Source organism: Nonomuraea jiangxiensis (assembly GCF_900099965.1).
Classification (GTDB): Bacteria; Actinomycetota; Actinomycetes; order Streptosporangiales; family Streptosporangiaceae; genus Nonomuraea; species Nonomuraea jiangxiensis.
Genome location: NZ_FNDJ01000029.1, coordinates 8,885 through 28,146, shown reverse-complemented (window position 1 = coordinate 28,146; position 19,262 = coordinate 8,885). Strand labels below are relative to the sequence as shown.

The 19,262-nt window shown below is 70.9% G+C and carries 17 protein-coding genes; 5 read left to right on the top strand and 12 right to left on the bottom strand.

All coding sequences use genetic code 11. From position 1 onward, the window contains the following. Positions 1 to 59: 59 nt before the first annotated feature. From BLS95_RS43010 to pgsA, 9 genes are all read right to left on the bottom strand, one after another. Positions 60 to 809: a YebC/PmpR family DNA-binding transcriptional regulator gene (locus tag BLS95_RS43010; RefSeq protein ID WP_090945375.1), complete on the bottom strand. Its 750-nt coding sequence runs from the start codon at positions 807 to 809 to the stop codon at positions 60 to 62. Between the two features lie 3 nt (positions 810 to 812). Next, positions 813 to 1,391 carry a pyridoxal 5'-phosphate synthase glutaminase subunit PdxT gene (pdxT, locus tag BLS95_RS43005; RefSeq protein WP_090945374.1) on the bottom strand — a complete coding sequence of 193 codons (579 nt, stop codon included), beginning with the start codon at positions 1,389 to 1,391 and terminating at the stop codon, positions 813 to 815. 148 nt (positions 1,392 to 1,539) lie between these two features. Beyond that, a complete protein-coding gene (locus BLS95_RS43000; RefSeq protein ID WP_090945373.1) occupies positions 1,540 to 3,225 on the bottom strand; it encodes an alkaline phosphatase D family protein in 1,686 nt (561 codons plus the stop codon). A gap of 228 nt (positions 3,226 to 3,453) precedes the next feature. Then, positions 3,454 to 4,368, bottom strand: coding sequence for a pyridoxal 5'-phosphate synthase lyase subunit PdxS (pdxS, locus tag BLS95_RS42995; RefSeq protein WP_090945372.1), 915 nt, complete (start codon positions 4,366 to 4,368; stop codon positions 3,454 to 3,456). 119 nt (positions 4,369 to 4,487) lie between these two features. Further along, the gene (locus tag BLS95_RS42990) at positions 4,488 to 5,501 is read right to left on the bottom strand and encodes a DUF3048 domain-containing protein (RefSeq protein ID WP_245765640.1); all 1,014 of its coding nucleotides are present in this window, start codon (positions 5,499 to 5,501) and stop codon (positions 4,488 to 4,490) included. A gap of 61 nt (positions 5,502 to 5,562) precedes the next feature. Next, positions 5,563 to 6,093: a hypothetical protein gene (locus BLS95_RS42985; protein ID WP_176993691.1), complete on the bottom strand. Its 531-nt coding sequence runs from the start codon at positions 6,091 to 6,093 to the stop codon at positions 5,563 to 5,565. An 8-nt stretch (positions 6,094 to 6,101) separates the two neighbouring features. Continuing rightward, positions 6,102 to 7,232, bottom strand: coding sequence for a glycosyltransferase family 4 protein (locus BLS95_RS42980; RefSeq protein ID WP_090945369.1), 1,131 nt, complete (start codon positions 7,230 to 7,232; stop codon positions 6,102 to 6,104). Beyond that, on the bottom strand, positions 7,229 to 8,137 hold the full coding sequence (locus BLS95_RS42975; protein ID WP_090945368.1) for a phosphatidylinositol mannoside acyltransferase: 909 nt from the start codon (positions 8,135 to 8,137) through the stop codon (positions 7,229 to 7,231). Before BLS95_RS42975 ends, BLS95_RS42980 begins: the two co-directional genes overlap by 4 nt. Continuing rightward, positions 8,134 to 8,757 carry a phosphatidylinositol phosphate synthase gene (pgsA, locus tag BLS95_RS42970; protein WP_090945367.1) on the bottom strand — a complete coding sequence of 208 codons (624 nt, stop codon included), beginning with the start codon at positions 8,755 to 8,757 and terminating at the stop codon, positions 8,134 to 8,136. Before pgsA ends, BLS95_RS42975 begins: the two co-directional genes overlap by 4 nt. A gap of 147 nt (positions 8,758 to 8,904) precedes the next feature. Here pgsA and BLS95_RS42965 point away from each other — a divergent pair, with 147 nt between their 5' ends. The 3 genes from BLS95_RS42965 to BLS95_RS42955 all read left to right on the top strand — a co-directional run bounded on the left by BLS95_RS42965 (position 8,905) and on the right by BLS95_RS42955 (position 15,071). Next, positions 8,905 to 11,043 carry an elongation factor G-like protein EF-G2 gene (locus tag BLS95_RS42965; RefSeq protein ID WP_176993682.1) on the top strand — a complete coding sequence of 713 codons (2,139 nt, stop codon included), beginning with the start codon at positions 8,905 to 8,907 and terminating at the stop codon, positions 11,041 to 11,043. Between the two features lie 131 nt (positions 11,044 to 11,174). Further along, positions 11,175 to 12,737: a glycoside hydrolase family 10-like protein gene (locus BLS95_RS42960; protein WP_090945365.1), complete on the top strand. Its 1,563-nt coding sequence runs from the start codon at positions 11,175 to 11,177 to the stop codon at positions 12,735 to 12,737. A gap of 258 nt (positions 12,738 to 12,995) precedes the next feature. After that, entirely contained in the window at positions 12,996 to 15,071 is a 2,076-nt protein-coding gene (locus tag BLS95_RS42955) for a hypothetical protein (protein WP_143044120.1), read from the top strand. Positions 15,072 to 15,088: 17 nt separating this feature from the next. Here BLS95_RS42955 and BLS95_RS42950 read toward each other — a convergent pair whose 3' ends face one another. Further along, on the bottom strand, positions 15,089 to 15,619 hold the full coding sequence (locus BLS95_RS42950; RefSeq protein WP_245765639.1) for an HIT family protein: 531 nt from the start codon (positions 15,617 to 15,619) through the stop codon (positions 15,089 to 15,091). 77 nt (positions 15,620 to 15,696) lie between these two features. Here BLS95_RS42950 and BLS95_RS42945 point away from each other — a divergent pair, with 77 nt between their 5' ends. Further along, a complete protein-coding gene (locus tag BLS95_RS42945; protein ID WP_090945362.1) occupies positions 15,697 to 16,263 on the top strand; it encodes an Asp23/Gls24 family envelope stress response protein in 567 nt (188 codons plus the stop codon). 369 nt (positions 16,264 to 16,632) lie between these two features. On the opposite strand, the gene BLS95_RS42940 is transcribed toward BLS95_RS42945, so the two are convergent. Together BLS95_RS42940 and BLS95_RS42935 are read right to left on the bottom strand one after the other, a co-directional pair. Continuing rightward, positions 16,633 to 17,205, bottom strand: coding sequence for a GNAT family N-acetyltransferase (locus BLS95_RS42940; protein WP_176993681.1), 573 nt, complete (start codon positions 17,203 to 17,205; stop codon positions 16,633 to 16,635). 78 nt (positions 17,206 to 17,283) lie between these two features. Then, a complete protein-coding gene (locus tag BLS95_RS42935; protein WP_090945361.1) occupies positions 17,284 to 17,757 on the bottom strand; it encodes an RrF2 family transcriptional regulator in 474 nt (157 codons plus the stop codon). 85 nt (positions 17,758 to 17,842) lie between these two features. On the opposite strand from BLS95_RS42935, the gene BLS95_RS42930 reads away from it, so the two are divergent. Further along, positions 17,843 to 18,586, top strand: coding sequence for an SDR family oxidoreductase (locus tag BLS95_RS42930; protein ID WP_090945360.1), 744 nt, complete (start codon positions 17,843 to 17,845; stop codon positions 18,584 to 18,586). The last annotated feature ends 676 nt before the right edge of the window (positions 18,587 to 19,262 follow it).

The window sequence follows — 19,262 nt, the reverse complement described above, 5'->3', positions numbered from 1 at the left end:
CCCGAGAAACCCTCGACTCCCGGGCCGGCGGAAAACGTCAGCCCGGATTCGCCGCGATGTCAGTCGAGCGCCGCCAGCACGTCGTCCGCGACGTCGAAATTGGCATAGACGTTCTGGACGTCGTCGCTGTCCTCCAGGGCGTCGATGAGCCGGAACACCTTCTTGGCGCCCTCCTCGTCGAGCGGCACGCTCATCGTCGGCAGGAAGCTCGACTCGGCCGAGTCGTAGTCGATCCCGTTTTCCTGCAACGCCTTGCGCACCGGCACCAGGTCACCGGCCTCGGAGACGACCTCGAACGACTCGCCCAGGTCGTTGACCTCCTCGGCGCCCGCGTCGAGCACGGCCATCAGCACGGTGTCCTCGTCGAGCCCGTTCTTGGGCACGATCACGACGCCCTTGCGGTTGAACATGTAGGACACGGAGCCGGGATCGGCCAGCGAGCCGCCGTTGCGGGTCAGCGCGACGCGCACCTCGGAGGCGGCGCGGTTGCGGTTGTCGGTGAGGCACTCGATGAGCACGGCGACACCGCCGGGGGCGTAGCCCTCGTACATGATGGTCTGCCAGTCGGCGCCGCCGGCCTCCAGGCCGCCGCCGCGCTTGCGGGCCCGCTCGATGTTGTCGTTGGGCACGGAGTTCTTCTTCGCCTTGAAGATGGCGTCGAAGAGGGTGGGGTTGGCGTCCGGGTCTGGGCCACCGGTCCGGGCCGCCACCTCGATGTTCTTGATGAGCTTCGCGAACAGCTTGCCGCGCTTGGCGTCGAGCGCGGCCTTCTTGTGCTTCGTCGTCGCCCATTTGGAGTGGCCGGACATTACCTAGAACTCCCTCAGCATGTCTACGAAGTAACGGTGCACGCGCGCGTCCCCGGTCAGCTCGGGGTGGAACGACGTCGCGAGCAACGGCCCTTGTCGGACCGCGACGATCCTATCCCCCGGCTCGCACCTGCCCAGCACTTCCACGTCCGCGCCGACCGATTCGACCCAGGGCGCGCGGATGAACACGGCGTGCACCGGCTCCCCGGCGAAGTCCAGATCGGCCTCGAAGGAGTCGACCTGGCGGCCGAACGCGTTGCGCCTGACGACCATGTCGATGCCGCCGATCGTCTGCTGTCCCGCGATGCCGTCCTCGATCCGGTCGGCCAGCATGATCATGCCCGCGCAGGACCCGTAGGCGGGCATGCCTTCCTTGATCCGCAGCCGCAGCGGCTGCAGCATGTCGAAGGTCTCGGCGAGCTTCCACATGGTGGTGGACTCCCCGCCGGGGATGATCAGGCCGTCGACCGCGTCCAGCTCGGCGGGCCGGCGTACGGCGATCGCCGACGCGCCGGCCTCCTGGAGCATGCGCACATGCTCACGCACGTCCCCTTGGAGAGCGAGTACACCGATCGTGGGCACAGCCGATCCTTCCGTCCGGGTGCGGGTTCAGACCATTCAACACCAGGATCGCCTGGGATCTTCCTAACCGGTGGCCCCGAGGCGGGCGGACTTGTGACCGGACGGGAAAACCGGGCCAGGCCGGCGGCCTGACCCGGTTCCGTAGAGATTACGGGCGTTCCGTCTCCAGGCGGACCGTGTCCTCCGCCGTGATCGGCTGCATGCGCAGCGCCGGGTCGAGCGGCCGCAGGTAGGTCTGCTGCACCCCCGGCACCCGGTCCTCGATCACGAACGTGGCCTTGGTGTAGACCTCCGCCCCGGGCGTCTGCACGCGCGGCACCACCTTGAAGTCGGCGGTCATCAGGTCCCGCTCGATCTTGGTCAGGACGTAGCCGCGCTGGTTGTTGTAGAACTTCAGGTGCGGGTTGATCGCGAGGAACGGATGCGTGGCCGGGTCCGAGTCGGCGCCGTCGCCGCCGGTCGAGATCGAGGTGGCCACCAGCTCCGACCCGACGCTGGGCCCGGTCGGGTCGTCGTAGTCCAGCTTGAGGTCGCTGGCCCAGTGGGCGTGCACGTCACCGGTGAGGACCACGGCGTTGCGGACCCTGGCGTCCACCCAGCCCTGCGTGATCCGCTGGCGGGAGGCGACGTAGCCGTCCCAGGCGTCCATGCTGGTGATCTTGGCGGGTCCGGCGTTGTTGTCACGCTGGGCGAAGAAGACCTGCTGGCCCAGGATGTCCCACTGCGCCCGCGAGTGGTGGAACCCGTCCAGCAGCCACTTCTCCTGCTGCGTGCCGGTGATCGAGCGCGCCGGATCGACGGCGGCCGGGCAGTCGCGGTAGCCGTCGCCGCAGCCCTGGTCGTCGCGGTACTGGCGGGTGTCCATCATGTGGAAGGTGGCCAGCCGGCCCCACCGGATGCGCCGGTAGAGCTGCATGTCGATGCCGCGCGGGATCGAGGTGCGGCGCAGCGGCATGTTCTCGTAGTAGGCGCGGAAGGCGGCCGTGCGCCTGGCCAGGAAGTTCGGCTGGGGGACCTCGGGCCGCTCGGGCACCTCGTCGGCCCAGTTGTTGTCCAGCTCGTGGTCGTCCCACACCACCAGCCAGGACGCGGCGGCGTGCGCGGCCTGGAGGTCGGGGTCGGCCTTGTACTGGGCGTGGCGCTGGCGGTAGTTGGCCAGGGTCTCGGTCTCGGGGCCCTCGTGGTCGCGGATGTTCCCGCCGGGGATGGTGTAGGTGTCCTTGGTGTACTCGTACTGGTAGTCGCCCAGGTGCAGGACGAGGTCGGGGCGGTCCTCGGCCAGCCTGCGGTAGGAGGTGAAGTAGCCGTGCTCGTACTGGGCGCACGAGACGAAGGCCATCGACAGGGCGCCGCCGTACGAGAGCGGGTGCGGGGCCGTGCGGGCGCGGCCGATCGGCGAGACGTACGGGCCCACGCGGAAGCGGTACCAGTACTCGCGGTCGGAACTGAGGTTGTCGACCTCGACGTGCACGCTGTGGCCCCACTCGGGCGCGGCCACGGTCACGCCGGACCGCACGACGCGGCGGGCGCGCTCGTCGGAGTAGATCTGCCACAGCACCGGGAACGGCCGCTGCGGCATGCCGCCCAGCCCGTCCTCGGCGAGGGGCTGCTGGGCCAGCCTGGTCCAGAGCACGAAGCCCTCGTGGTCGGGGTCGCCGGAGGCGACGCCCAGCGTGAACGGGTCGCCGCGCAGCCCGCGCGAGGCCAGGGTCTGGGCCGTCTCCGCGGCCGGATCAGGAGTGGGATCGGCGTACGCGGCACCGGCGGGGATGGCCGCCGCGGCCCCCGCGGCTAACCCTGTGACGAGGAAGTGCCTGCGGTTGAGCTGGGACATGTGTGGCTCCTGATGATCAAGGGTTGCTCCGTAGCTTGACCGAGAATCATGACTACGCAGTGAACGCCACACAACACGAAAAAGACGACATCCTTCGCGGATGCCGCCTCTTCCGATGATTTCCCCCATCACGGAATGGCGCCCCCGGCCGGGCGGGGGACGTACCCCGCGCCCGCCGTAGGGGATCATGTCACATGTGGGGCCTCTGACCTGCGACGACGCGCCGCTCTACCAGCCGCGCTCGGCCAGGCGGTGCGGCTGCGGGATCTCGTCGACGTTGATGCCGACCATGGCCTCGCCCAGTCCGCGCGAGACCTTGGCGACCACGTCGGGGTCGTCGTGGAAGGTGGTGGCCTTGACAATGGCCGCGGCGCGCTTGGCCGGGTCGCCGGACTTGAAGATGCCCGAGCCCACGAACACGCCCTCGGCGCCGAGCTGCATCATCATCGCGGCGTCGGCGGGGGTGGCGATGCCGCCCGCGGTGAACAGCACGACCGGCAGCTTGCCGGCCTTGGCCACCTCGGCGACCAGCTCGTAGGGGGCCTGCAGCTCCTTGGCGGCGACGTACAGCTCGTCCTCGGGCAGGGAGGTGAGCCGCTTGATCTCGGCGCGGATCGTGCGCATGTGGGTGACGGCGTTGGAGACGTCGCCGGTGCCCGCCTCGCCCTTGGAGCGGATCATCGCCGCGCCCTCGGTGATGCGGCGCAGGGCCTCGCCGAGGTTGGTGGCGCCGCACACGAACGGCACCGTGAACTGCCACTTGTCGATGTGGTTGGCGTAGTCGGCCGGGGTGAGCACCTCCGACTCGTCCACATAGTCCACGCCAAGCGACTGCAGCACCCTGGCCTCGACGAAGTGGCCGATGCGGGCCTTGGCCATGACGGGGATCGACACGACGGCGATGATGCCGTCGATCATGTCGGGGTCGCTCATCCTGGACACGCCGCCCTGGGCGCGGATGTCGGCGGGCACGCGCTCAAGGGCCATCACGGCCACCGCACCGGCGTCCTCAGCGATCTTGGCCTGCTCGGGGGTGACGACGTCCATGATGACGCCGCCCTTGAGCATCTCGGCCATGCCGCGCTTGACGCGCGCGGTTCCGGTGACGGGAGTGTTCTGGGACGTGCTGCTGGACACGGTCATCCTCACGGGCTCTCGGTAAGTTATCAAGCCCATGGTAGGTCCTGTGGGACCACTCCCCCGACATTCCAAAATGTCAACATTTGTCGCCCAGCTTGTACAGAGAGACGATCCGCGCGTGCCTACGGGATGACCGGCTTGCGGCTGGCCAGGGCGATCCACACCTGGCCGGGCGCGAAGTTCATCGGCTCGCCGCTCTCCGTGGTGAACGTCGTGCCGTCCTTCTCCGAGCCACGCTCCCAGTTCGCGTTGAAGGCCTGGCCGTCGCGCAGCACGACCGCCTTGCCCTTGCCCGTGGTGTGCACGAGCGGCGTGTAGCTGTCGTTCAGGTCGTGGAACTCCGAGCGCTCGGTCTTCGTGTACTGGATGACGACCGTGGAAGCGCCGAGCTGTCCGCCCTCGGCGGCCATGTCCTTCTTGCCGTCCTGCCAGATCAGCCACTGCTTCTTCGCCTCCGACCAGGCGAAGGTGAAGCGGGCGGCGGGCCACTTGACGGTGTACGACTTGCGCGGCGTGCCGCCCTCCGGCGCGTCCCCGAAGGTGAGGCCGATGTCCTTGGCCTTGCTCGCCTTGGGCGCCTCGGCGATCAGCTTCTTGGTGGTGGCGAACAGGTTGTACGGGGCGAAGCGGCCGGGCTGGCGGAAGTACGCGCCGGGGTTGCGGGTGTCGCCCACGTCGAACAGCGACGCCTCGGCGACGAACGGCAGCATCTTGGTCTGCACGCCCGAGTAGGCGAAGGCCGGCTTGCCGAACTGGGGCGCGATGTGCAGGTCGGAGATGCGGGCGCTGCGCACGGGCCCCACCTTGGGCGGCAGCTTCGAGGAGAAGATGGCCATGAGCCTGGTCAGACCCGCCTCGACCTGCTCGACGTAGACGATGTCCGCACTTTTCAGGCCCAGCTGCGGCTTCCCCGCCGCGGTGTTCTCGATCTTCACCGCCAGCACCGGCTTGAGCCGCTCGTACGGCTCGCCGGTGAAGGGATGCGTCTTGACCTCGACGGGCTCCTCCGTCGGAGCGGCCGGGGCGGCGGCCTGCGGGGCCTTGCCGGGCGCGGGCTCATCGGCGGAGCAGGCCGTGACCGGGAGCAACACGGCCGCTCCAGCCAGCCAGATCGTGATCATCCGGGGTAGCCGCACCTGAGTACTCCTCGCTTCAGCCTGAAAACCGGATGAAGCTTACTGGCTTCCACAAATTAGGTCATTCAGTTGCCATAGTCGCTGGCGGATTGTCATCTATTTCGAAGAATCGGGGGTATTCGGTATGCCCGGCCAGGCGGAGTGTCCTGGCGAGCCAGCGGCGCTGAGCCGTACGCGTGACCCCCACGGCGTTGTTGTAGAAGCGCCGCGAGTAGACGACCTTGGCCACGGCCGTGTCCAGCTCGTCCAGCAGGTCGCGGCCGCCCGGCGCCTCCGACAGCTTCTCCCTGAACCGCTCCTGGTCCACGGCCGCCCGCAGCGCCCGCGACAGGTCGCTCTCGGCGTGCTCGCGCTCGTCGGGGCCGGCCGTCCTGGCCTCGTGCGCGGCGGCGGCCAGCACCAGGGAGGTGGCGGGGTCGAGCAGGCGCGAGCCGGCCAGCTCCAGCACCACCGCCCTGCGCCGCATCAGCGCGGCGTCGAGCGACTCGCTGGCCAGCTCAAGCCGGATGTGCAGGCGGTCCAGCCGGCCCGCGCGCCAGGAGATGTAGACGGCCGTGAGCACCACGACGATGCCCACGACCAGCGCCGTCATGGTCGGGGTCACAGATCTTCCTCCACCCGTCCCGCACCGCTCGTGGTGACCGTCTCGTAGACGCGTACGACGTCCCGGGCGACCGTGGACCAGTCGTACTTCCTGACCGCGACCAGCGCCTCGGCGGCCAGCTTGGCCCGGCGCTCGGGGTCGTCGAGCAGCGCGGCGGCCTCGCGCGCCAGCGAGCCGGGGTCGCCGTTGTCGAACAGCGCGCCCGCCTGGCCCTCCCCAAGCACCCTGCGGAAGGCCGGGATGTCGCTGGCCAGCACCGTCGCCCCGGACGCCATGGCCTCGGCCAGCACGATGCCGAAGCTCTCCCCCCGGGTGTTGGGCGCGCAGAACACGTCCACCGAGTGGTAGGCGCGGATCTTGTCGGCCTCGCTGACCATGCCGAGCACCGTCACCCGGTCGTGGAACTCTTTCGGCACCCGCTCGTAGACGTCCTTCTCGTCGCCCGGCCCGGCGATGAGCAGCCGCAGGCCGGGCCGCTCGGCGGCCAGCGTCCCGAACGCGTCGAGCAGGATCGGCAGGCCCTTGCGCTCCTCGTCCATCCGGCCCAGGAAGCCGATCGTGGCCCCGTCGGGCCCCCACCCGTCGAGCGGCTCGGCCTCGGTGTAACGGGAGACGGTGACGCCGTTGGGGATCAGCACCGCGTCCCCGCCGAACTGCTCCACCAGGCTCTTGCGGGCGGCGTCGGAGACCGCGATGCGGCCCGACAGCTTCTCCAGCGCGCTGCGCAGCAGCGGCTCGGCCACCGCGATGGCGCGCGAGCGGGTGAAGGAGGCGTGGAAGGTCGCCACGATCGGCCCCTTGGCCGCCCAGCAGGCCAGCACGCCCAGGCTCGGGATCAGCGGCTCGTGGATGTGCAGCACGTCGAACCCGCCCGTACGCACCCACCGCCGCACCCGCGCCGCCGACAGGAACCCGAACGACATCCTGGCCACCGACCCGTTGTACGGCACCGGCACCGCCCGCCCGGCCCCGGTCACGTAGGCCGGCAGATCCTCGTCGTCGGCCGCCGGCGCGATCACGGACACCTCGTGCCCCTGCGCCATCAGCGCCTGGGCCAGATCGTCGATGTGCTGCTTGACCCCGCCCGGCATGTCCCACGAATAGGGGCAGACCACGCCGATCCTCATCGCGTCAGGTCTTCCAGCCACAATCGCTGCAACATGTGCCAGTCCTCGGGATGTTCGGAGATGCCCTTCTCGAACACGTCGGCCAGGCCCTGCGCCAGCGCCGCGACCTTCTCCTGCCTGGTGCCCTCCGCCGGGACGGGGATCTCCTCGTGGATGTGGATGCCCCAGTCGTCGCCCACGAAGTAGACGGTGGCGGGCAGCAGCGCGGCCCCGGTCTGCACGGCCAGCAGCGGCGGCCCCGCGGGCACCTTGGTGGCCGCGCCGAAGAAGCGCACCTCGATCCCGCTCTTGGTGAGGTCGCGCTCGGCGGGCAGGCACACCACGCCGCCCTTGCGCACCCGGTTGGCCAGCGTGCCGAAGTTGTGCCCGTCGCCGCCGGTGAGCGGCAGCACCTCCATGCCCAGCCCCTCGCGGAAGGCCACGTAGCGGCGGAACAGCGACTCCGGCCTGAGGCGCTCGGCCACCGTCGTGAACGGGTGTCCCACGCCCACCAGCCACGCGCCCGCCTGGTCCCAGTTGCCCATGTGCGGCAGCGCCAGCACCACGCCCCGGCCCGCCGCGACGTTGTCGTGGATGTGCTCGGCGCCGATGACGTGGGTGCGGCGCACGATCTCCTCGGTCTTCATCGACGGCAGCCGGAAGATCTCGTGGAAGTAGCGGAAGTAGGACCGCATGCCGGCCCGGCTGAGCGCGCGCATCTCCCGGGCGTCCGCGTCGATGCCGGTCACCCTGGCCAGGTTGGACTCCAGGCGGCGCACGGACTTGCCGCGCCGCCGCCAGACCCGGTCGGCCATGAAACGGAAGACCGCGGCCGTGGGACGCTCGGGGAGCAGCGGCACGAGCTTCCAGCCTGCCGCGAAGCCCGCGGCCACCACGCGATCGCTGACGGACGCCTTCTCGCTCATCTCTCCCTCGTCTGCAAGTAAACGTGCCTCACCCGCTGGACCACGGTGACCAGGCTGGCCGCCGCCAGCAGCCACATCCCCGCGGGCAGGACGTACGGCACCCCGAGCCCCGCGAGGAAGGCGGCCACCAGCGCCACGACGAGCCGCTCCGGCCGCTCGGCCAGCCCCACGTCCGCCGTCATCCCGAGCCCTTCGGCCCTGGCCTTGGCATAGGAGACCACGGCCCCGGCGATCAGGCAGAAGAGTGCCACCGCGGCCATCAGCGTGTCGTCTTCGGAGATGAAATACAAGATCAGGCCGGCGAAGATGGCGGCGTCGGCCACCCGGTCGAGCGTCGAGTCGAGGAACGCTCCCCAGGTGCTGCCGCCCTTGCCGCCGAGCCTGGCGACCACGCCGTCGAGCAGGTCGAACAGCACGAAGACAGTGATCACCAGAGCCCCCAGGGCCAGTTGGCCCAGGGGGAAGAAGAGCAGGGCCGAGATCACCGTGCCGAGGGTGCCGATCGCCGTGACGGCGTCCGGGCCGATCCCGCGGCCGACGAGTGCCCTGCCCAGCGGGGTGAGTATCCGGGTCATGGCCGGGCGCAGGAGTTTGAGCATCGCCGTCCGATCGTAGGCCATGAAACGCCTGACAACTTTCTTTGCCCCACCCCCCTTGTGATATCCGCCACAGGGGTATTTGGTGAACACACCGCGTCCATGCGGTTTCCATTAGCCCTCCGCGCGGGCGCGGCGTTGGACAACGAACCGACGACGCGGGAGGCCGATGTGGCTGAACGAAACACAGGCGGCGCCGTAGGAGCCGCGGGCAGGGCACCCACGGCCGACAGGGCGGATGCTATACGCAATGTCGTGCTGGTCGGCCACTCAGGAGCGGGTAAAACCACCCTCGTCGAGCAGTTGCTGGCCGCGACGGGCACCATCCAGCGGCCGGGCCGGGTGGAGGACGGCAACACGGTCAGCGACTTCGACGAGGTCGAGGTCCGGCAGCAGCGGTCGGTCAACCTCGCCGTGGCGCCCTTGGTGCACAACGGCATCAAGATCAACCTCCTCGACACCCCCGGTTACGCCGACTTCGTCGGTGACCTGCGCGCGGGCCTGCGCGCGGCCGACGCCGCGCTGTTCGTGGTCTCGGCGGCCGAGGGCATCGACGGTCTCACCCAGATGCTCTGGGAGGAATGCTCCCGCGTCGGCATGCCGCGGGCGGTGGTCATCACCAAGATCGACCACCAGCGGGCCAACTTCGACGAGGCGCTCGCCTCCTGCCAGGACGTCTTCGGTGACGGGGTCGCGCCCCTCTATCTCCCGGTGATCACCAACGGTCACGTCAACGGGCTGATCGGGCTGCTGACCCAGAAGTTCTACAACTACGCCACCGGCGACCGCAGCGAGAAGGAGCCGGGCGCGGAATACGAGACGCAGATCGAGGAGCACCGCGGCGTCCTGATCGAGGGGATCATCCAGGAGAGCGAGGACGAATCGCTCATGGAGCGATACCTCGAAGGCGATCCCATCGACACCAAGGTCCTCATCGAGGACCTGGAGAAGGCCGTCGCCCGCGGCAGCTTCTACCCGGTGCTGTGCACGGGCATCGGCGTCGGCGCCCACGAGCTGCTCGAACTCGTCACCCAGGGCTTCCCGTCCCCGCTCGAACATCCCATGCCCGAGATCACCGACCTGTCCGGCAAGCCGGTCAACGGCATCGTCTGCGACCCGGAAGGGCCGCTCGTGGCCGAGGTCGTCAAGACCACCAGCGACCCGTACGTGGGCCGCATCAGCCTCGTACGCGTCTTCTCCGGCACCCTGCGCCCGGACATGACCGTGCACGTGTCCGGGCACGGCCTGGCCGACCGCGGGCACGAGGACCACGATCTCGACGAGCGCATCGGCACCCTGACCTGCCCGCTGGGCAAGCACCAGCGCGCCTGCGCCAAGGGTGTCGCGGGCGACATCGTCGCGGTGGCCAAGCTCTCGCGGGCCGAGACCGGCGACACCCTGTCCGAGGTCGAGCGCCCGCTGCTGATGACCTCCTGGGAGATGCCCGACCCGCTGCTGCCCGTGGCGATCAGGGCCAGGTCGAAGGCCGACGAGGACAAGCTCTCGCAGGCCCTGGGCAGGCTGGTGGCCGAGGACCCGACCCTGCGGCTGGAGAACAACGCCGAGACCCGCCAGCTCGTCCTGTGGTGCATGGGCGAGGCGCACACCGACGTGCTGCTCGACCGCCTGGCCAAGCGCCACGGTGTCGAGGTGGAGCGGATCGAGCTGCGGGTGCCGCTGCGCGAGACGTTCGGCGGCAGGTGCCAGGCGATGGGCCGCAACGTCAAGCAGACCGGCGGCCACGGCCAGTACGCGATCTGCCACCTGGAGGTCGAGCCCCTGCCGTCCGGGGGAGGCTTCGAGTTCGTGGACAAGATCGTGGGCGGGGTCGTGCCCCGCCAGTTCATCCCGTCGGTGGAGAAGGGCGTACGCGCCCAGATGGAGCGGGGCGTCGTCGCCGGCTACCCGATGGTGGACGTGCGCGTCACCCTGTACGACGGCAAGGCCCACTCGGTCGACTCCTCCGACATGGCCTTCCAGATCGCCGGCCAGCTCGCGCTGAAGGAGGCGGCGTCGAAGGTGCCGACACTGCTGCTGGAGCCGGTGGACGAGCTGGCGGTGCTGGTGGCCGACGACTACGTGGGATCGGTGATGTCCGACCTGTCGTCGCGGCGCGGGCGGGTGCTCGGCACCGAGCCCGTCGGCACCGGGCGCACGCTGGTCAAGGCGGAGGTGCCCGAGCTGGAGATCACGCGCTACGCCATCGACCTGCGATCGATGTCGCACGGCACCGGTACGTTCCAGCGCACATTCCTGCGGTACGAGCCGTTGCCACCGAACCTCGCGAGCAAAGTGACCGCCACGGAGTGAGGCGCGACCCAGCCGGGAGGGATTTTGCTCCCTCCCGGCCCAACCATGCGCTTTAGTCACACAAGTATCACGACTCGATTTCGGTTTTCCGCGCCGAGTGGCTGGAGCGAGCTGCCACACTGGATTGCACTATGCGAACTGGACGCCCACTCCTCGCCGCCACCTCTTTCGCGGTCGTCGCCATGGCCGCCGCCTACGTCTTCGGCCCCGGCGCCGGACAGAGCCCCGCGGAGAGCCGGAAAAAGCAGGCCGCAGCAGCCCCCGCCGCCGCCCCCTGCCAGGCCGACGCCCGCTATCCCAAACGGGAGCTGCGTGGGGTGTGGATCGCCACGACGACGAACATCGACTGGCCCTCCAAGTCCGGGCTCAGCCCCGCCAGGCAGCGGGCCGAATACGTGAAGATCATGGACGCCGCCGCCCGGCGCAATCTCAACGCGGTCTTCGTCCAGGTGCGCCCGGCCTCCGACGCGCTCTACAAGTCCTCGCTGGAGCCCTGGTCGCAATATCTGACGGGCACGGCGGGCAAGGACCCCGGCTGGGACCCGCTGCCGTTCCTCATCGACGAGGCGCACAAGCGCGGCATGGAGTTCCACGCCTGGTTCAACCCCTACCGCGCCGCCTACGACGACAAGCCGGCCAGGCTGCCCTCGAACCATCCCGCGCGGCGCCACCCGGACTGGACGGTCACCTATGGTGGCCGCCTCTACTACAACCCCGGCCTGCCCGCCGTGCGCGACCACGTGACCAAGGTCATCACCGACGTGGTGGACCGTTACGACGTGGACGCGGTGCACTTCGACGACTACTTCTACCCCTATCCGGTGGCGGGGGCGAAGTTCGACGACAGGGCCGCGTTCGAGAAGTACGGCAAGGGCAAGAAGCTGGCCGTCTGGCGGCGCGACAACGTCAACACGCTGGTCGCCCAGGTGAACGAGGCGGTGCACGCGGCCAAGCCGTACGTCAAGTTCGGGATCAGCCCGTTCGGCATCTGGCGTAACAAGTCGAACGACCCGGCCGGCTCGGCCACGGCGGGCATGTCGGCGTACGACACGATTTATGCGGACGCGCGGGCCTGGATCCGGTCCGGCACCGTGGACTACGTGCTGCCCCAGCTCTACTGGCCGCGCGGGCACAAGCTGGCCGACTACACCACGCTCGCGCGCTGGTGGGGCGACGTGGTCGAGGACAGCGGCGTGCAGCTCTACATCGGGCAGGCCCTCTACCGGGTCGGGTCCAAGGACGAGCGGGCCTGGACCAAGGCGGGCGAGCTGGCCTCCCACGTGGCGCTCAACCGCGAGCGCGGGCAGGTGCAGGGCGACGTCTACTTCAGCGCCAAGCAGCTCCTGAGCAACCCGCTCGGGGCGATGGACCGCATCGTCAAGGAGCACTACAGCCGCCCCGCGCTGCTGCCGCTCATGAAGGACCGCGGCGGCGCCGCGCCGGACGTTCCGGCCAGGGCACGGGCGGCGGGCTCCGCCGTGACGTGGAAGCCGTCGGCGGGGGCACGCGCCTACGCGGTCTACCGGGTGCCGGAGTCGGGCAAGGACTGCCACACCACCGACGCCCGCAACCTGGTGGCCGTCGTCACCAGCCCGTCGTTCACCGCCCGGTCGGCGGGGACCTACCTGGTCACCTCGCTCGACCGGCTGCACAACGAGAGCAGGCCGGCCAGGGTGAAGGTCGAGGACGTCTGACCGGCGGTCCCCGCCGCCGGGTCACATGAGTTCGACGGGCCGCCGCGCACGCGGCGGCCCGTCCCCGCTGATCGGCCCCGTCTCTCATGTCACCGCCGGTTCGCTCGGGCGGCCGGCGACGACTCGGCGTGCCGAAGTTCCCATCGCGCCATGAGAGGGTAGTCGGGACGTGTGGCGCCTTCACCACGTGCCACTGGACGGACTGCTGGCGCCCTGCGACGCGCCACACTTTTCGATCTTTCGGGGAGGTCGTCGGCGTTGAGGCGCGCACTGGTAGTGCTGGCCCTGCTCGTCGTTCAACTGCTGGCCGGGCCCGGGCTGGTCGCCGGCGCGGCGCACGCGGACGAGGGCGCCGAGCGCGTGGCCCTCATCGGCGTGTCCGGCCTGCACTGGAGCGACCTCACCCAGGCCGACACCCCCCACCTGTGGGAGCTGGCCTCCGCCAGCGCCATCGGCTCCCTGTCGGTTCGCACCGTCGGCAACGTGACCTGCCCCTACGACGCCTGGCTGACCGTGTCGGCGGGCGTCCGGTCGGCGGCCGGCTACCGGTGCGGCGCGCCGCCCGCGCCCCGCCCCGAAGGAGAGGGCGCCGTCATCCCCGACTACCGCTACCTCCCGGACGTGGCCGGGCAGCGTGACGCGGGCACCCTGGGCGAGGCGCTCAGGTCGGCCGGGCAGTGCTCGATCGCCATCGGCCCCGGCGCGGCGCTGGGCCTGGCCGACCGGCAGGGCGCGGTGCCTCACTACCGGGCCACGCCGCAGCAGGTCAGCACCGCCGACCTCGAACGGTGCCGGATGATCGCCATGGACGTGGACGACCTCGTCCGCCCCTACCTGAGCAGCGGCCGGCTGCCCGACGTGCCCGACCTGCTCTCCCCCGCCGCCCGCCGCGAGGCGCTCCGCCGGGCCGACGCCCAGGCGGGCGCGCTGCTGTCCGCGCTGCCCGCCGGCACGGCGGTGCTGCTCGCGGGCATGTCCGACCACGGCTCCGTCCCGCACCTGCGGGTGGCGGCGCTGCGCGAGCCCGGCGCGGCGGGGCGGCTGCTCGGCTCGGCCTCCACCCGGCGCGAGGACATCTCGATCCTGCCCGACCTGACCGCCACCGTGCTGACCGAGCTCGGCGTGGCCGTGCCGAGCACGGTGGTGGGCGTGCCGCTGGCGGTGGGCGAGCACGGGGCCACGTTCGAACGGCTCCAGCGCGCCGACGCCGCCGCGCAGACCATGCGCGCGGCCAAGGGTCAATACTTCACCGCCCTGGCCGTCCTCCAGGTCGTGTTCTACGTGCTGGCCTTCCTGCTGCTGCGCCGCCGCAAGGCCCTGTCGTGGGTCCGCATGTCCGCCGTGGCCCTGGCCGCCCTGCCGGTCACCTCCATGCTGGTCAACCTGCTGCCCTGGGCCGACCACCTGCAGCTGTTCGGCGGCATGCTGGCCTGGTGGGCCGCGATCACCGCGCTGGCGCTGGCCGGGCCGTGGCGGCGCCGCCCGCTCGGGCCCCCGGCCGTGGTGGCGGCCGTCACCGCGATCACGCTCGTCGGCGACCTGCTCACCGGCACCAACCTCCAGCTCAACAGCTTTATCGGCTACAGCGCCGAGCAGGGGGCCCGCTACTTCGGCCTGGGCAACATCCCGTTCGCGCTGCTGGCCACCAGCACGCTGCTGACCGCCACGATCATCGCGCACCGCTGGCCGGGTAAGGTGGGGCTGGCCGCGATCGTGGGGCTCGGGGCGTTCGCGATGGTGCTCGGCGGGTCCGGCATGGGCAGCGACTTCGGCGGGGTCATCGCGTTCGTGCCGGGCATCGCGGTGACCGCGCTGATCCTCGCGGGCCGGCGGGTCTCACTGGTCAAGCTGGCCGCGTTCTGCGTGGCGGGCGGGGTGATCGTGATGACGTTCGCCTGGATCAACTACCTGCGGCCGCCGAGCGAGCAGACGCACCTGGGCCGGTTCGTGGGGCAGCTGCTCAGCGGAGAGGCGCTCGACGTCATCCTGCGCAAGCTGCAGGCCATGCTGGGCACGCTGCTCAGCCCCAACCTGATGCCGATCGTGATCGCCGCCGTGGCCTTCCTCGTCTACGCCGTCCTGCGACCGGACCAGGCCTCCTTCGGGGTGGTGCCGACGGCGTTCCGGCACTCCCCCGCGCTGCGGGCCGGGCTGATCGGCACGCTCGTCAGCGGGGTGATCGGGATGCTGGTCAACGACTCGGGGGCGGCCGTGCTGGCCATGGCGCTGGCGCTCGCGGTGCCGCTGCTGCTGGCGACCGGCGTCACCGCCCTGCGTCCGACCCGCGAACAGGTCACCGGGGCCCCGGCCGGCCTGGCCAGGGCGACGAGATAGCCGCTCGCGTCGAGGGATCAGTCCCAGGCGTCGGCGAGGAGCTGACGGGTGTCGCGCAGGAGCTGCGGCAGGACCTTGGTCCCGGCCACGACCGGCATGAAGTTCGTGTCGCCGCCCCACCGGGGCACGACGTGCTGGTGCAGGTGGGCGGCGATGCCCGCGCCCGCCACGTGGCCCAGGTTCATGCCCACGTTGAAGCCCTGGGCGCCGCTGGCCTTGCGCAGCGCCCGCAGCGCCTTCTGGGTGAACGTGCCCAGCTCGATCAGCTCGTCGGCCACCAGCTCGTCGTAGTCGGACACGTGCCGGTAGGGCACGACCATCAGGTGGCCGGAGTTGTACGGGTAGAGGTTGAGCACGGCGTAGACCACCGCGCCCCTGGCCACGACCAGGCCGTCCTCATCGCTCATCCTGGGGATCTCGTCGAACGGGCACCCGTCGTCGGGGCCGGTGCCCGTCGGCTTGCCCTCGCCCTTGATGTAGGCCATGCGATGGGGGGTCCACAGACGCTGGAAGTTGTCCGGGGACCCTGCCCCTGCCTGATCGTGCATAACTAGCAGCATAGGACCCCGGACAAACAGGGTGGTCTTCCGGCACAATCCCAGGGACTTGCCTGAAGGAGGCCGCGATGACCGACACCCTTACCGAGCACTCCACCTCATCCGCCGACCATCCGGACCCGGCTGCCGAGGACTTGTCCGCCGAGCATTCCGACGCCGGCGATCCCGGGCTCGACCCTGCCACCGAGGCTCTCGACGGGACCGAGACGTCCTCCGCCGGTGTCGCCGTGAAGGGACGTATCAAGGTGGCCGACGAGGTGGTGGAGAAGATCGCCTCGCTGGCGGCGCTGGAGGTCCCGGGGGTCGCCGACATGGGTGGCGACCTGGCGCGGGCGTTCGAGTCCGTACGCGACCGCATCGGGATCGGGTCCCGCCGGGGCAACCAGGGGGTCAACGCCCACATCCAGGACCGCGAGGTGTCGGTGAGCCTCACCATTGTGGTCGAGTACGGACATGTCGTGATGGAGGTGGCCTCGGCCGTCAAGACGAACGTGGCCAGAAGCGTCAGCCACATGCTGGGCATGCGCGTCGAGGAGGTCAACGTCACGGTCGACGACGTCCGCCTCCCCGGCGACCGCCGCCCCTCCTCCCTGCCCGCCCCGGCCGAGGACGAGGACCAGTCCGCCACCACCTGACCGGCAGCGCTGCGGGCCACCCGCCCCGTCCCTCCAGGACCCCGGTGGAACCTCGGTGGCCCGCCGTGCCGAGTCCCCCGGTGGCGCGCCACGCCGACTCCCAGTAGCTCTCTCCCGCGATCCGCACCTCGCGGGAGAGGTCCGTGCCGGCGCGCTGGTGGCGCCGGCACGAAACCGCGCCGACTCCCCGGTGGCGCGCCACGCCGCGTCCGCCCGATGGCGCGCCACGTCGCGCCCGCGACCGGGTGCCTGGCCGCCCTCGCCCCCGGCCTCCGCCCGTGGCGGGTCGTCCATCACCGAACTGAGGCGGTGCCGGTCGGCCAGGAGGGTATGGGTGCCCGCTCCGGCGGGTGTGGCCACGTTGCGGGGTCAGCCGTCCTGGTCGCGGAGATCCTTCTGGTAGACGCGGAAGTCGCAGGGGGTGGCCAGCAATCCGGCCAGGTCGGGATAGGTCTCCTCGATCTCGGACATGCCGACCATCCGGTAGCCGATCCGGCCGTACCAGCCCTCCAGGAACTCTTTCGAGGGGTGTGCCCACGTTCTGGGCATCAGCAGTTCGAGCCGCATCGTGTGGCGGCCCTGGGCCCGGCTGTGACTCTCGGCGAAACGTACGAGTGCGCGTCCCACGCCGATGCCGCGGGTCTCCGGCGCGGCGGTGAGCATGCCGAACTCGCTCAGCTCGTCGGTCAGCCGCCGGACCCGGACGCACCCGACGATTCGCCCGTCCAGCCTGGCCACGAACATCTCCCCGGCACCGGTGAGCCGGGACAACTCGGCCGGGTCCGTCCGGGCGGCGGACCCCTGCCACAGTCCTTTCTCCGCGGCCGCGTACACCTCGTTGATCAGGTCGGTGAGCATCGACATCATCGCTGCGTCCGCGGCCGTCTCCCGGGGCAGCGGCTCGACCCGGACCTCCCCCTGCACGTGCTTTTCCTCTCGCATCCGTGTATTTCATCAGGTACGGCAGCATGGGAGCTCTGGTGCGGCGCCACCTGGGGTTCCGGGGGGCCGGCACCCGGGCTAGGTGATCCTCGACAGGCGCTGACGAGTGCGGGCCGGTGCCGTCGGGGGCAGCGTGGCGAGGATGCCGGCGAGGGTGACCCCGGCGAGGCTGTCGCGCCACGCCTCGTGCGCGTCGAACATCTTCTGCGCGAGCACGCAGGTCTCCCGGCAGTCCTCCGGACGCAACGCGCCCCGTCCCCGCTGCCGGATCTCGCGGCACTCGTACGGCGATGACGTGCCGTCCACGGCCTCGACGATCTGCAGGAGCGTGATCTCGGCGGCCGGCCGTGCGAGCCGGAACCCGCCCCTGGGGCCCGTGGTGGCGGCCAGCAGACCGGCTTTGACCAGCGCCTTCAGTTGCTTGGCGAGGTAGGGCGCCGGAAGGTCGAAGTACTGCGCGAGCTGGGCCGTCGACGCGGTGGCTCCGGCGTCGAGCTGGGCCAGCGTGGCGGCGCAGTGCAGAACCCATTCGGTGCTCCCAGGCAGCTTCACGACGCTGAGCCTATCGTAGAGATTGTGGACCTGTTAAGTCCGTGATAGCTTCCTCGCTTGCAAACTAGGACAAGGGGAGGTCATCATGCGGATCGCCGTCGCGGGAGCCAGCGGGAACATCGGGGCACTCACCGTCGCCGCACTTGAGCGGGACGGGCACGAGGTCGTGCGCGTCAGCCGGTCGCTCGGGGTAGATCTGTCGACCGGGGCCGGGCTCGACGACGCCCTGGCCGGGGTGGATGCGGTCGTGGACGTGACCAACGCGCCGGCCGCCGACCGGGACGGGACCGTCGCGTACTTGGGCACCATGACGCGCAACCTGCTGGCCGCCGAGGAGCGGGCCGGCGTCCGGCACCACGTGCTGCTCTCGATCGCCGCGCTCCACCGCGTCGAGGGCAACGCGCACTACGCGGGCAAGCGGGAGCAGGAGCGGCTCGTGGCGGACGGGCCGGTGCCGTGGACGATCGTCCCCGCCACGCAGTTCCACGACTTCGCCGCGATGGTGGCGGGCTGGACCGAGCACGACGGCGTCGCCACAATCGCGCCCCTGCTCGTGCAGCCGATCGCACCCGCCGATGTGGCCGACGTCCTCGCCGAGCTCGCGGCGGGCGAGCCCCAGGGGCGGTACGCCGACGTCGCCGGGCCGGAACCGCAGGACCTGGTGGACATGGCCCGGCGCACCAACGAGGCACGCGGGCGGTCGGTGAAGCTGGTGCCGACGTGGTCGGGGCTGTTCGGCCCGGAGATGGCCGGCCCCGTGCTGCTGCCGGACGAGGGCGCCCGCATCACCCCGACCACGTTCGAGGAGTGGCTCGCGAAACAGCACTAGCCCGACCCGCCGCCCACTCCCACGCCCCGCTGGAACGCGACGGCCGCCCAACCAGGGCTGGCCCGACCAGGGCTGGCCCGACCAGGGCTGGCCCGACCAGGGCTGGCCCGGCCCGCCGGGCACTTCCACGCCCGCTGGAACGCGGCGGGCGTCCGACCGGGCCTGGCCCGGCCCGCAGCCCACTTCCACGCCCGCTTGAACGCGGCGGGCGCCCGGCCAGGGCTGGCCTCGCGATCGCTACCGGCGCTCGGCGGATGCCGGGACCCGGGCACGGAGACCCGAGCACCGGGACGGGGGCGCCGGGAGCAGGGCACCGGGAGCAGGGCACCGGGACCGGGGCGCCGGGAGCTGGGCAGCGAGCCGGGCCAGCCCGGCATACCGGCAATCGGCATACAGGCACCCGACGACCACCCGGCCAGGGCCAACCCGGCCCTCACCGGCACGCGCCGGGTGCCCCGGCGATCCGGAGGCCGAGCGGGCACCACAGCCATCCGGAGGCCGAGCGGGCACCACAGCCATCCGGCGGCCGAGCGAGTGCCACGGACGTCCGGCAGCCGAGTGCCACGGGCACCCACCGGCCGAGCGGGCGCCCCGGCCATCCCACAGCCAAGCGGGCGCCCCGGCCATCCCACAGCCAAGCGGGCGCCCCGGCCATCCCACAGCCAAGCGGGCGCCC

What these genes read in the sequence shown, in the direction of transcription:
- BLS95_RS43010 (WP_090945375.1), bottom strand. Translation starts at nt 809, where the DNA reads ATGTCCGGCCACTCCAAATGGGCGACGACGAAGCACAAGAAGGCCGCG.
- BLS95_RS43000 (WP_090945373.1), bottom strand. Translation starts at nt 3,225, where the DNA reads ATGTCCCAGCTCAACCGCAGGCACTTCCTCGTCACAGGGTTAGCCGCG.
- pdxS (WP_090945372.1), bottom strand. Translation starts at nt 4,368, where the DNA reads ATGACCGTGTCCAGCAGCACGTCCCAGAACACTCCCGTCACCGGAACC.
- BLS95_RS42985 (WP_176993691.1), bottom strand. Translation starts at nt 6,093, where the DNA reads ATGACGGCGCTGGTCGTGGGCATCGTCGTGGTGCTCACGGCCGTCTAC.
- BLS95_RS42980 (WP_090945369.1), bottom strand. Translation starts at nt 7,232, where the DNA reads ATGAGGATCGGCGTGGTCTGCCCCTATTCGTGGGACATGCCGGGCGGG.
- BLS95_RS42975 (WP_090945368.1), bottom strand. Translation starts at nt 8,137, where the DNA reads ATGAGCGAGAAGGCGTCCGTCAGCGATCGCGTGGTGGCCGCGGGCTTC.
- pgsA (WP_090945367.1), bottom strand. Translation starts at nt 8,757, where the DNA reads ATGGCCTACGATCGGACGGCGATGCTCAAACTCCTGCGCCCGGCCATG.
- BLS95_RS42960 (WP_090945365.1), top strand. Translation starts at nt 11,175, where the DNA reads ATGCGAACTGGACGCCCACTCCTCGCCGCCACCTCTTTCGCGGTCGTC.
- BLS95_RS42950 (WP_245765639.1), bottom strand. Translation starts at nt 15,619, where the DNA reads ATGCACGATCAGGCAGGGGCAGGGTCCCCGGACAACTTCCAGCGTCTG.
- BLS95_RS42945 (WP_090945362.1), top strand. Translation starts at nt 15,697, where the DNA reads ATGACCGACACCCTTACCGAGCACTCCACCTCATCCGCCGACCATCCG.
- BLS95_RS42940 (WP_176993681.1), bottom strand. Translation starts at nt 17,205, where the DNA reads ATGCGAGAGGAAAAGCACGTGCAGGGGGAGGTCCGGGTCGAGCCGCTG.
- BLS95_RS42930 (WP_090945360.1), top strand. Translation starts at nt 17,843, where the DNA reads ATGCGGATCGCCGTCGCGGGAGCCAGCGGGAACATCGGGGCACTCACC.